Origin of the sequence: Sulfuricurvum sp. (assembly GCF_028688295.1) — a bacterium.
In the GTDB taxonomy this organism is placed as follows: Bacteria; Campylobacterota; Campylobacteria; order Campylobacterales; family Sulfurimonadaceae; genus Sulfuricurvum.
The window spans coordinates 1-13,333 of the sequence record NZ_JAQTYM010000025.1; the positions used below are offsets into that span (position 1 = coordinate 1).

A 13,333-nucleotide genomic window follows, 5' to 3' on the forward strand; every position below is an offset into this window, starting at 1 on the left:
TTTTCAAGACATAGCCATAAATATCCTACAATAGGGACTCGTCGGTAGAGCTAGGGTCCACCAACTTCGTAAACAATCTCATTTAATACTATTTTTATCTGATAAAGCCCTAGAACCCAATACCCTCTTAAATCGTCGGGAGCATTTGAAGCTCCGTTTTAATCGCATAGCTATTTTGGCGTATTCGATTTACTCGTTGCGTTCCCGCTTGGTTGTAACAAGCTGAGAGTGTCTCAAAATACCCTTTATGATTATTGATATACGCATAGAGAGGATCTTCGATTGCGCTGTCCAAATAAAGCTCTTTAATTGTCTGAGTAAGTGTTTTTGCGCTCATACGGTACTCCTCTGCAAGACCAGCTGATGGTTCTTTGAGATAATCAACCCTTATTTTGGATAATTTTTTGTATGCAGTTTTGAGCTCATACAGTCCGATTTGATCGATTGCAAGGAGAAATTGTTCTTCTCTCTCCTCTTCATAACTATCGTACCTTTTGATTTTTTCCAAAAACGGTTGCGCTGTTTGACTTAAAACTGTTGTATCTTCTTTGTATTGGGAAATCAATGTTTTCACTTTAGTAATATTGAGCCCTTGCTGTCTATAGCGTGGGAGTCTTGACTCTAGTTCACTCACTGACTCTTCTAAAACCGCGATCGAATCAGCCTCACCGTGACGCACTATCTCTCTCAACGACTCCTGACTCAGTGTAAACAACTGTTCAGAATTTTTAGACACTATTGATATTTCTACCTTTTTATCGCTGTTTTGCTCCACACTATTTTGTGAATTGAACAAGATGAAACCACTCGCAGCAACCAAACCCACAGGTATGAGTAAAAACATTTTTTTCATTGTTCTTCCTGTATAGAGATTATTGGAAACTATAAGTCAACTAGATTACTTTTATATTACATATAAAAATGTGATATGCATAAATTTATTAGATATTAACAATCATAACGAAGAAAAGAAAGGAGGGGGGAAACTAAAAATTTAATTTTTGTCTTTATTGGATATTTATTAGATGATATCTTACTTATTGGTATTGGCGAAAGATTTATTTCTCTTTCACCATCTTTTCACTGTCGATCTCAACAACCGTATGGACATTGCCACGTGGGTAATAATCTGCCACCACTTTTAAGCGCTTAGGAGCGATTTTGGTCTCGAAGGTGCTGTAGATCTCATTTGCACTGTTTTCGTGCGAAATATGGCGGTTTCTGAACGAATTAATGTACAGTTTGATAGCTTTGAGTTCAGCAACCCACTTGTCCGGCGTGTATTCGACGTAAATGGTTGCAAAATCGGGATATCCGCTGCGTGGGCAGAGACATGTAAACTCCGGTAGTGTTACTTTAATCACATAATCACGTTCATGCTGATTGGGCCAAATTTCAAAATCTTTTTCAATATCAAAATTTTCAACAATTTGTTCGCCGTATTTCATAGTTATCCTTTTACAATTGTTCTGAAGTTAAAATTCTACCGAGATAATTTCCCTGACGGTAGTTGATTTTGAGTGATTGAACAAGATTATCAGTATATTCGTCCTCAATCATCGACATCCATGTTTTTGTCCCAGATAAATGAGCGCTTAGATTGAGTCCCTGAATAATATTTTGATATCCCGATTCTTTAATATGACGAGCATACATTGGGTCAAAACGGACAATGTCTATTTCCATCTCTTTGAGATATAAAAGGGTAGTATGAAGTCCACCTAAACGATCCAGTGCAATTTTATAACCCGCTTTTCGGTAATTTGCAATTTGGTAGGCAAATCGCTCTAACTGATGACAATACTCTTTTTCCTCAAACATCAAGGTTATCTTATAACGTGCCAGCGGATAACGTTCAAACAGTGTGAGCGCATGCTCAAAAAAATGGGGATTGCGCAAAGTAACAGAAGAAACCGTCAAGACAAAATTTCGTTTTCGTTCATCACATAAAGAGGCTATTTTTTCTAACACATCAATCTCAAAATAACGCATCTTATTCAATCGATTTAACACTGGAATATAACGATTTTGATGGATAAAGCGTCCCTCTGAATCAATAAGTTTTACAGTGGTATCAAATACTGCATATTCATCACAGCATACCGGCCATAACCCTATGGAAAAACGTCTTTTTTCAACCGCTTGAGCAATCTCCTCTTCGAGTTCATTAATTGAATAAATATCCTCTTTTTCCAAACTTATTCGATCGTGATGAAGCTCATACAAACGACTCACTAACAACTCAATAGTATCAGAGAGGCGCGAATCAAGCATCACGGCTTCGAGTCGTATTTCTATATCATCATTGATATGATTTTGATATTTGCTTAACAAAAGCTCAATAAGAGGGATGTATTGTTCTTTTTCACCAGGTAAAAAAGCTAAAAAATCTCCCCCTTTATAACGGCAGAGAGGAAGTTTTTCAATTTTCTTATCACGAAAAAAGTCATCTAACTTTACAACTGTATTTTGCAATGATTTATCGCCGTTTTTAACCCCGTATCGTTCATTAATCGACCATAAATTTTCTATACTGATAAGTAAAACCGTTTGTGTATTTTTGGAAATCGACTTTTTAAACAGTCGAAAAAAATACTCAGGAGTAAAGGTATGAGTTATTGTATCGGTAATATTTTCGTGAGTACTTTGATAAATCAAATAAAAAATGAAATAAACCATTATTCCAAGCAATGCAATGGATAAAATAATTAAAGAAGAGACAGTAGTGTAGTTACGGGTTAAAAGAGCAAAAAGGGTAATGGTACTGAGAAAAAAGATCGGCAACCCCATCCGCAGTGCTAATGCAAAACGGTGTTCTCTCTCTTTTTGCTCAGTATAGGTCATGAATCGTGATTAAATATCTAAATGTTTGACGTCTTTAGCATGCGTCTCGATGTAGTTACGACGTGGTTCAACATCATCACCCATAAAGAGGTTAAATGATTCACCTGCAGATTCTGAATCCTCAACCGTAATACGGAGCAATACACGATTTTCCGGTGTCATTGTCGTTTCCCAAAGCTGTTCAGGATTCATCTCCCCGAGACCTTTGTAGCGTTGAATGTATGAACCTTTTTTCGCATAGTCGGTAATTTGAGTCAGTAAATCGAGCAAATCACCCTTTAGAGGTAAATTCCAATCTTGGATTTTTTGATAAATATAGTTTGCTTCAGCAAAATGAGGAGATGCAAACAGTTCATCATTGACGTGTAGCTCTTCCAACCCCTCTTTGGTTTGTACAAACAAATGCATATCCTCATCGTTAACGCTTTTACTGAGGATATTATTGCCTTGAGCATTTAAAAATGCTTCAACTTTTGGATACATATCAGGAAGAGTTAATCCAATAACATCAGGGTTTTCGATGAAATAACGGATCAATTCAACGAGTGCATAACGACGCTCTAACGCATCGAGGGTACTGCGGTAATGGTCAACCATCTTAAAGAATGAGACGAGATCATTGACACCCACGTTTAACTCTTCTGATTCTAACGCTTCGATACCGTTTTCAATCAAAAAGGCATTCATAACGCGATCATCTTTAAAATAGATCTCTTTTTTACCTTTTTTATAGCGGTACAACGGAGGCTGTGCTAAATAAAGATAGCCGTTTTCAACGATTTTTGGAAGATATCGGAAGAAGAATGTCAATAACAATGTTTGGATATGGCTACCGTCGACGTCAGCATCGGTCATAATGATGATTTTGTGGTAACGAAGTTTATCTTCATTAAACTCTTCACCGATCCCACAACCCAAAGCCGTGATCATATTAGTGATCTCTTCAGATTTTAGGATTTTATCAAGACGCGCTTTTTCAACGTTGAGAATTTTACCTTTAAGCGGCAAAATCGCTTGGAAAACACGGTCACGTCCTTGTTTAGCCGAACCGCCCGCAGAGTCCCCTTCCACCAGATACAATTCGCTGATTGTAGGATCTTTGCTTTGGCAATCGGCGAGTTTACCCGGTAAGGTTCCAACCGTCATTGCATCTTTACGTCGTGTTAGCTCACGCGCTTTTTTCGCCGCTTCACGTCCGCGTGCCGCCATAAGGGCTTTTTGGATGATAGCTTTGGCTTGAATCGGGTTCTCTTCGAAATATTTAGTCAATTTCTCATAAGTGACTTTTTGCACCAACGGTCTTACATAAGTATTTCCAAGTTTTCCTTTGGTTTGACCCTCAAACTGAGGTTCCGGTACACGAACGGAGACAACACAGATAAGACCTTCAGAGACATCTTCACCTGAGAGGGGGATATCTTTCTCTTTGGCATTACCGTTTTGTTTGTTGTAGTTGGAGATAACACGGGTTAAGCCCGCACGAAAACCTGCTTCGTGAGTACCACCGTTTGGAGTGTTAATGTTATTGACAAACGTAAACATTTTTTCGTCGTAACTGTCGTTATACATCACCGCGATATCCATCTCGATATCTTCGATTTTTTCACTGAATGCAAATGGAGTAGCAACAACTACTTTTTTATTCACATCGGTAACAAATTGGCTGATACCACCCTCGAAATGATAGGTATTACTGGCACCATTACGGTCATCTTTGAAAACGATGGTAATACGTGGATTAAGATAAGCAAGTTCACGAAAACGTTTTGCTAAATAATCATAGTCAAAAATGATGGTTTCAGTAAAGATTGAAGGATCCGGAAAAAACTCGATCGTTGTTCCACGTTTACGTGTAGTACCTGTTACGGCTAACGGCTCTTGAGGGATACCGCATTTGAAATTTTGTTCAAACGATTGTCCTTCACGGAAAATGGTCATTTTCAAATCGGATGAGAGTGCATTAACAACCGAAACCCCTACCCCGTGCAGACCGCCCGAGACTTTATAGGTATCTTTGTCAAACTTACCACCGGCATGCAATACGGTCAAAACAACCGTAGCCGCTGATATCCCCTCACCCGGATGTATATCCGTTGGAATACCACGACCGTTATCGCTCACCATTGCTGTACCGTTTTTGGTCAAGGTTACCGTGATCGTATCACAGTGTCCTGCCATCGCCTCATCGATAGAGTTGTCAACAACTTCGTAGATAAGATGGTGAAGTCCGCGATGACCTGTGTCACCAATGTACATACCCGGTCGTTTTCGAACGGCTTCGAGACCTTTTAGGACTTTAATATTACTAGCACCGTAATTTTCCATAGTTTCTCCAGCTTTTAAGCGTGTTTAATGCTTTATTTTACCGTAGTGAAACTAAAAAGAAGGTTTTATGTAAAGTTTGTGAAAGTAGAAATAAGTGCGGTTTACTGCACGCGGGCTTCCTGCCGAAGGAAACACAGCGTTAGCGTAGCCAAAGGGATGAATTCCTTTGGCGTTTAATTTAAATAACGATTGGCATAACGATCGTTTTAAAATTTTGATCTTTTAAAACAAACGGTTGATTCGATTCATTGGCTTCGAGGGTGAATTCAGTGCTATTAACTTGAGACAAAAAATCCAAAATATAGCGGCTGTTGATGGCAAGAATAAAGGGTGTTTCAAAACCATTTTCGATCTCTACCGCAGTTTTTGCTTCGATATTGTCATCACTCAAACTCTCAAATAAAATAGCATCACTTTGGAAAGTAAGTTTAAGATCATTGGAGATAGTCGTAATTTGCTTAATAGCGGTCACTATAGCACTTTTAGGCAAGAGTATTGACCGTTGAGCTTCACGAGGGATAATACGGCTGTAATCAGGGAATTTACCGTTGATAAGTTTTGTATAAAAAAGTGAATCTTCGGATTTGATAATGAGATGGGTATTATCGTAAGAAATTTCAATATTGTCAGTAAAGAGTTTTTGAATTTCAATAATTGCTTTTTTAGGGACAATGATTGAGAGTTCTGCATCATTTTGACTCTCAATGTGAACCAATGCAAGACGGCGTGTATCGGTAGCAACAAAATTAATCTGATTGGATTTTATGTCAATCAATGCACCGTTGAGTTCAAATTTAGGGTTATTAGTATCTGCTGCAGGGGTTATTTTTTTGAGTGACTCAATCAATACATGAGAGTTAATAACGATATTTGGTTTTCCCTCAGTTGTTGGGAATGAAGGAAATTCCGAACTTTTGTAGGTAGGTAGTTTAAAGTTAGAACGCTTTTGACGAATGTGAAGAGTCTCTTTATCGAGAGTGAGTTCAATTTCTTCATCTTTTAAAATACGGATAATATCTAAAAGTTTTTTACCATTTGCAGTTAATGAACCTGGTTCTTCTACACTGATTGAATTGGTTTGAATACTAAGACCTATTTCATAATCGGTAGCTTTAGCAATAAGAGTTCTCCCATCGGTAGAGAGAAAGATATGAGAAGTGATTTGAGACGTATCTTTTTTTTCTAGAAAAGGTTGGAGGTGTAGAAGGATATTTTCTAAAACCGACTTATCAACGGTGATTTTCATAAACGACTCCTATTATTATTTATAAGCATTAATTGTAATAGTTAGTAATAAGGGGGTGTGAATGGGTGAAAACACACCATTAACTCCCATCTCTCCTGGGTTTTAGATGTGATGAATGGTTTCTTTTTCATTCACATCTATTCACTTGTGTACGAATTATAGCTTTTTTAAAAGGGGTTTACAAACATAAAAATATTATTCAGGGGTTGCAACAGATACTTTATTCGACAACTCTTCTACTTTAACTTTGAAATCTTCATCATTTTTCATCAATTCTTGAATTTTTTTCATAGTATGACTGACGGCGGTGTGATCTTTCATCCCAAAATACTGTGCAAGCTGAGGCATAGAATTAGGGGTGAGTGATCGGGAAAGATAGATGGCAATACGACGGGCATAGACGATATTGCTGTTACGGCTTTTGGAACGAATTTCACTCGGTTTGATATTGAGTTCTTTTGCTACGGTTTCCATAATTAGATCGATAGTGATGTTACTCCGTTTTTCGGCCATTTGTTCTTTGAGAACATTTCGGGCAAATTCGATGGTGATATCAACCCCCATGAGTTGAGAGTAGGCATTGAGTTTGGAGAGAATACCTTCGATTTCACGTGTATTATTTTCGATGATTGTTGCAACGTAGTTAATTACTTCACGATCGAGTTTTACACGGTTTATTTCACATTTTTTCTTAATAATCTCGATTTTTGTTTCAAGTTCAGGCGGTTGAATATCGGCAACAAGACCCGATTCAAAACGACTTTTGAGGCGCTCTTCAAGTCCACCGATTTTTTTTGGGGGTTTATCGGAGGTAATAATGATCTGCTTGTTTTCATTACGCAGGGCATCAAACGTGTGGAAAAACTCTTCTTGAATTTGATTTTTGTTACTCAAAAATTGGATATCGTCGATGAGGAGCAAATCACATTTACGATATTTGTCTTTAAATCGATCCATCGTGCGATTACTGAGGTGACGGGTAAAGTCATTTAGAAACTGTTCTACTGAAGTGTAAATGACCGTTTTACCCTGAGCGAGCATCACATTTCCAACCGATTGCATCAAGTGCGTTTTCCCCAAACCGACACCGCCGTAGATAAAGAGAGGATTATAAACAATCCCTGGTTTTTCACTTACATTTTTAGCGGCAATAAACGCAAAATTATTAGAATCACCTACAACAAAATTTTGGAATGTATAAGAGGGATTGAGTAACGAACCGCCAAGACGTTCCACATTTTGAGGAACGGTAGTATTTTGTGTGGAGGCTGGGGACGTAGAAGATTTAAGTAAAATTGAAACAGTAGGTTTTACATTTGTTTTAATTTCAAAAAGGTGAGCTATTTTATCGGCAAATTTGGTTCGTACCCAGTTTGCAATCAGTGCATTAGGTGCGCGAAAAATAGCGAGATTGCTTTTGGATTCGCTTTCATCATAGGTGAGTTGTTTAATATAGCGCTGATAGTCAATTTCATTGATCTCCCCTTTGAGTGCATTTATAACTTGTTTACCGATCGAATTCATTTTTCAACCCCTGTGAATAGTGATGTGAATAATAGCGATATTTGCCTATAATTAGCCTCAAAGAAGAGGTGAATAGAATCCATTCACCCTGTGAATAGGGATAATTATGAATATTTTAGGGATAGATCCGGGTACGAGAAACTGCGGATATGCGATTATCGCAATAGAGGGACAAAAATTACGTCTCATCGAAGCAGGGCTTATTAAAATAAAAGCCGAAGAACTTCAATACCAAATTCCCCAAGTGGCCGAAGCAATTGAGCAATTGTTTAAGGCACATACGATTAATGAAGTGGCGATGGAAGATATTTTTTATGCCCACAATCCTAAAACCGTATTAAAGCTGGCACAGTTTCGCGGAGCGATTACTCTCAAACTCTTACAAGAGTTCGGTATGTTTGCCGAATACACACCGCTACAAGTTAAAAAAGCATTGACGGGAAAAGCAAAAGCGGCTAAAGAGCAAGTAGCATTTATGGTAAAACAGATATTAGGGATTACAAAAGAGATAAAGCCATTGGATATTACCGATGCGATGGCAGTAGCGATTACGCACGCCCAAAGGGTAAAGCTAGAGATCAATCAAAAAAGTAGAAAAAAAAATGATATTGTGTAAAAGCGACCAACACACCAGGAGGGTCGCTAAGACAGAAGTGTATCTAAAGAGCCTTAGAGAGCCTTAATAATTTTAGATTGATGAACGGCTTAAGTATTTATCTCTGTTATCCTCCTAAAAAATTTCTGAATTCCAAAAAAAAAATCAAAATATTTTAAAAATGTGTAATATTCACACTGTGAGCGTGCTGTGAATAAGTCACAGCAGTTTTTAGAAAAAAAAAGGTAAAAACTTTGTAATTTCAGAAATTTTTAATATAAATATACCCTGAAACCATCTTTCTTTAATTCCTATTAAACTCCCTATTTTAGGGGATTATGACAATTTTGTTTGAATAAAAAATCAATAAAAACATTGTTAGAAAAAGTTATTCACATCAATTGATAATTTTTTTCTTTTATTGCACCGTAATTCCTTTGTAATATAAACGTAATCACACTGAAATAGATATCCACTAATGTTTCAATAATAAGATACACGAATATGTGTATAGCTTAAATAAAGGGATATAAGATGGTTAGTGCAGAATATATTTTACGCAAAGAACACCCGAAAGTATTTCGATACCCTACAATTATTAATAAAGCAATTGTAGGAGTTACCCGATTACTACTTCATGAAAAATCGATTAATCGTTTTATGGAGATACACCAAGAGAAAAATGGGTTAGCGTTTATCGATGCTGTATTAGAGTATTTAAATGTATCGTATAAAACGATTCATCGTCAAATAGAAAACATTCCTACAATGGGTAAAGTGATTATTGTGGCTAATCACCCTCTGGGAGCTTTAGACGCATTGTGTTTGATCCAAATGGTATGTTCGGTACGACAAGATAAAAAAGTAAAAATTGTAGCTAATCGTATGCTTGGTGAGATTACACAGCTCAAAGAGTTTATGATCGGAGTGGACAACTTTAATGACAAAGTTTCGAAGCATGCATTGCGACAAATCGACAATGCATTGCAAGCTGAAGAAGCCGTTATCTTTTTCCCTTCGGGTGAAGTCTCTCGTGCCGGATTATTTGGGATTAAGGAGGGAAGATGGAAAGGTGGATTTTTGAAATTTGCCAAACGTAATGCAGCTCCTGTTCTTCCGGTTCATATTAAAGGAAAAAACAGTCCACTCTTTTATGCTGCTTCATGGATCTATAAACCTTTGGGAGGTTTGCTTCTCAGCCATGAAATTTTTGCGGCACGCAATAGAGTATTCGATTTTACGATCGGTGAGATGGTAAGTGAAAAAGCTATGAGCGATTTTAATATCAGTGAAAAACGTCATACAAAATTATTCCGTAAACACCTTTTACGTATTGCAAAAGGAAAAAAAGGTGTATATCCAACCGAATGTTCTATCGCTCATCCGGTATCGCGTCAGGAGCTTAGAAGTGAGCTCAGAAAAGGTGAATTGTTAGGGATGACGAGCGATAACAAAGAGATCTATCTTATAGAGCATGAAAACGCCCCTAATATCATTAATGAAATTGGTCGTTTACGTGAGTACTCATTTCGTAAAGTGGGAGAAGGGAGCGGTCATGCGCGTGACATCGACGAATACGATCGCTACTACCACCATCTCGTATTATGGGATGATGAGGCGCTAGAGATCGCTGGAGCGTATCGTATCGGTGAATGTGAGTGGATTTTATCATGGTTGGGTAAAGAGGGCTTGTATATGTCTGATTTGTGTGAAATGAATGAGCAATTTGATACTGTATTGGAAGATGCGATCGAGTTGGGACGTAGTTTTGTACAGCCGAAATATTGGGGAAGTCGTGCACTCGATTATCTCTGGCAGGGGATTGGTGCCTATCTCAGCCACAATCCGCAAGTCAAATACATGATGGGTCCAGTGAGCATATCGGGGAGCTTTCCTAAGCATGCACAAGAGGCATTGGTCTATTTTTATACTCTTTATTTTGGTAGTGACCATACTATGGTAAGAGCAAAATCACCCTATAAGCTCTCTGAATACGTCCAGAATGAGTTTAAAGTATTATTTAGCGGTGAGAACTATGCTGAGGATTTTAGAGTCCTAAAAGACTATTTAAAAGCATTAGATGTATCGGTTCCAACCCTTTATAAACAATACAGTGAACTCTGCGAAGAGGGAGGGGTACAGTTTATGGATTTCGGGATAGACAGTGATTTTAATAACTGTATTGATGGATATATTTTGGTAGATATTCGGAAAATAAAAGAGGTTAAACGACAGCGATATATCAATAACGCTGCGTAATAGTGTATGTCCTTTTCTTTTTAGAAAAGAAAAGAACGAAAAGAAAAGCGCCCTCACACCAGTGGGGGTACGCTTCGCCCTACGGCGAGCGACCTTGCTCTTGGTATGGTGTGAGGGCAGAATGTTTTATTTATATAATTTTCGCATAAGCGAAAATAGTTAAGCATATCTCCGTGATCCAATACCTAGAGCCGCTCCGTTGGCAGCAGTGCCGAGAGGAACGAGCGTTCTTGGATCACGGTATGCTCTTTTGGTACTTTTCTCGCTAAAGAGAAAAGTACATAACTCTTAATTAATCCCCATCGCATCAAAACACTCTTTGACAAAATCCTTTTCCGATTCGATCCTATACACTTCATTTTCATACTCAAATTCAAGCGAATGTGCGTGAAGAAGTAGTCTCGTTGACCCTCCTATTTTCATTCTATCTTCGGGCGATAACTCTTTTTTTATGAACCTATTAACATCTTCTTCCTTGGGTCCATACACGGGATCACCGATAATCGGATGTTCCACGTGGAACAAATGTACCCGAATTTGATGGGTGCGTCCCGTTAAAGGAGATGCCTCTACGAGAGTCATATCGTGCTCAGGAAAGTACTGAAGCGGTCGGATAATAGTATGTGCTGGTTTCCCTTTGGGGTCAACTTTGACGACCATACTGATGAGGAGATTGGGATGATCGATTCGAAATAGAGGTTCTTGAATATCGATTATCTCATCTATATGACCTCTCACCATTGCAAGATAGCGTTTAGAAATTGCACGTTCAGAGAATAACTTTTTTAAAACAGATTCGCTTTTTTTGTTTCGAGAAACTAAAACCAATCCGCTCGTCTCTTGATCGATACGGTGCGTCGCGTTAGCATCCACGCCAAACTCGTGTTTGATCTCATCGTTTAGTGTGTAGGGTGAAAGACGGCTATGGGGATGAACACTCAAACCGCTGGGTTTGTCATAAACTACGAAGTCGTTAGCGACAAACATCGGTTTGAATCCGAGGGATAACGGTTCAAAACAAATGAACTCACAATCACCCTCGACGAATCCGAATTGATCGTCCATAACGATACCGTTCTGCGTTAATCTCCCTCTGGCAATTAGACGTTGTCCTTCGCTTCGAGTGATTCCTAATTCATCCATTAAAAAGGTTAATGCCATTTGACGTACAGGAGAATGGAGCTTTTTGGTGATGAACGGCATAGCTCTATTTCGCCCTCATCGCATCAAAACATTGAGCTACAAAATCTTCTTTGGAGATAACATGGTAAGGAATCTCATTGTAGGTAAACTCTAACGAATGGGCATGAAGTAAGAGACGTGATGCACCTGTATTGGAAAAGCGTTCTTCGCTGGACATCTCTCGATCTAAAAAGCGGACGGCATCATTTGCATCTTGCCCGTAAATCGGATCACCGACAATGGGATGTTCCACGTGGAACAAATGAACTCGTATCTGATGTTGACGTCCCGTATACGGTGAAGCCTCGACGAGGGTGGTATCAGTATCAGGGAAATACTTCAGAGGAGTGATAAAGGTACGGGAGGGTTTTCCCTCAGGATGAACCCGAACAATCATACGGACGATAGAACTTTCATCTTCGCGACGCAATAAAGGCTCTTGGATATCGAGTGGCTCTTTGAGATGCCCTTTTACCATAGCAATATACTTCTTGGTAATTTGGCGCTCTTCAAACATCATCTTCAAAGCACGCTCACTTATTTTATTTCGTGCCGCCAAAACCAAACCGCTTGTCTCCTGATCGATCCGATGGGTGATATTGGCATCATGTCCGAAACGGTGTTTGATCTCATCGTTGAGTGAATAGGGAGTGTGTCTATTTTGAGGATGAACGAGGAGACCGCTGGGTTTGTCATAAACAGCAAACTCTTCTTCGATAAACGTAGGCTCTAATCCTAACGTCAAAGGTTCAAAACAGATGAAATCAAAAGACCCTTCGATAAACCCCGCATTGTTAGCCATCACTTCACCCTCTTGTGAAAGACGCCCTTTAGCAATTAAACGTTGTGCTTCACTTTGGGTTATCCCTAACTCTTGCATTAAAAAGCGGAATGCTTTTTGACGAGTCGGTGCATGAAGCTGTTTGGTGACGAAGGGCAATTTAATTCCTTTTTAGGGAGGGTTGGATAGACTATATAATTAAGTATCTAACCCATTAAATTCTCAAAAAACTTGTTTTTTGTAGCTTTAGGGGGTTGTAGGGACATTTGTCCCTGCCATGAAAGCGGATGTATTCGCTTTCATGTGTAATATAAATATAATGCGCATTTTAGCATACTAAGGAAGCAGATATGGTAGATCGTTACGCCAGAGAAGAGATGAAGTCCAAATGGAGTATTCAAGCAAAATATCAAGCATGGCTTGATGTTGAAAAGGCGGTTGTTATCGCTTGGAATAAATTGGGTCTTATTCCCGATGAGGATGCAGAGAAGATTGTTAAGAATGCAGGATTCAGTGTTGAGCGTATTGATGAGATCGAAGCGATCACGCGTCATGATTTGATCGCGTTCACCACATC

At 38.7% G+C, this 13,333-nt stretch carries 10 protein-coding genes and 1 pseudogene; 3 read left to right on the plus strand and 8 right to left on the minus strand.

Annotated elements, in window-relative coordinates:
* Positions 1 to 127: 127 nt before the first annotated feature.
* The 6 genes from PHR02_RS06895 to dnaA all read right to left on the minus strand — a co-directional run bounded on the left by PHR02_RS06895 (position 128) and on the right by dnaA (position 7,939).
* Positions 128 to 853, minus strand: a complete 726-nt coding sequence (locus PHR02_RS06895) for a hypothetical protein (RefSeq protein WP_299990520.1) — start codon at positions 851 to 853, stop codon at positions 128 to 130.
* Positions 854 to 1,058: 205 nt separating this feature from the next.
* The gene (gene queF, locus PHR02_RS06900) at positions 1,059 to 1,448 is read right to left on the minus strand and encodes a preQ(1) synthase (protein ID WP_299990522.1); all 390 of its coding nucleotides are present in this window, start codon (positions 1,446 to 1,448) and stop codon (positions 1,059 to 1,061) included.
* A gap of 10 nt (positions 1,449 to 1,458) precedes the next feature.
* Entirely contained in the window at positions 1,459 to 2,844 is a 1,386-nt protein-coding gene (locus tag PHR02_RS06905; protein ID WP_299990523.1) for an EAL domain-containing protein, read from the minus strand.
* Positions 2,845 to 2,853: 9 nt separating this feature from the next.
* Positions 2,854 to 5,169: a DNA topoisomerase (ATP-hydrolyzing) subunit B gene (gene gyrB / locus PHR02_RS06910; protein WP_299990524.1), complete on the minus strand. Its 2,316-nt coding sequence runs from the start codon at positions 5,167 to 5,169 to the stop codon at positions 2,854 to 2,856.
* Positions 5,170 to 5,347: 178 nt separating this feature from the next.
* Positions 5,348 to 6,415: a DNA polymerase III subunit beta gene (dnaN, locus tag PHR02_RS06915; protein WP_299990526.1), complete on the minus strand. Its 1,068-nt coding sequence runs from the start codon at positions 6,413 to 6,415 to the stop codon at positions 5,348 to 5,350.
* A 195-nt stretch (positions 6,416 to 6,610) separates the two neighbouring features.
* Entirely contained in the window at positions 6,611 to 7,939 is a 1,329-nt protein-coding gene (dnaA, locus tag PHR02_RS06920) for a chromosomal replication initiator protein DnaA (RefSeq protein ID WP_299990527.1), read from the minus strand.
* A 106-nt stretch (positions 7,940 to 8,045) separates the two neighbouring features.
* On the opposite strand from dnaA, the gene ruvC reads away from it, so the two are divergent.
* Positions 8,046 to 8,555: a crossover junction endodeoxyribonuclease RuvC gene (gene ruvC / locus PHR02_RS06925; RefSeq protein WP_299990529.1), complete on the plus strand. Its 510-nt coding sequence runs from the start codon at positions 8,046 to 8,048 to the stop codon at positions 8,553 to 8,555.
* A 513-nt stretch (positions 8,556 to 9,068) separates the two neighbouring features.
* A complete protein-coding gene (locus PHR02_RS06930) occupies positions 9,069 to 10,793 on the plus strand; it encodes a lysophospholipid acyltransferase family protein (protein WP_299990530.1) in 1,725 nt (574 codons plus the stop codon).
* 288 nt (positions 10,794 to 11,081) lie between these two features.
* Here PHR02_RS06930 and PHR02_RS06935 read toward each other — a convergent pair whose 3' ends face one another.
* Together PHR02_RS06935 and PHR02_RS06940 are read right to left on the minus strand one after the other, a co-directional pair.
* Positions 11,082 to 11,996, minus strand: coding sequence for an RluA family pseudouridine synthase (locus PHR02_RS06935; protein ID WP_299990531.1), 915 nt, complete (start codon positions 11,994 to 11,996; stop codon positions 11,082 to 11,084).
* 4 nt (positions 11,997 to 12,000) lie between these two features.
* Positions 12,001 to 12,915 carry an RluA family pseudouridine synthase gene (locus PHR02_RS06940; protein ID WP_299990533.1) on the minus strand — a complete coding sequence of 305 codons (915 nt, stop codon included), beginning with the start codon at positions 12,913 to 12,915 and terminating at the stop codon, positions 12,001 to 12,003.
* A gap of 191 nt (positions 12,916 to 13,106) precedes the next feature.
* Here PHR02_RS06940 and PHR02_RS06945 point away from each other — a divergent pair.
* A pseudogene (locus tag PHR02_RS06945) lies at positions 13,107 to 13,333 on the plus strand (adenylosuccinate lyase); the annotation flags it as partial.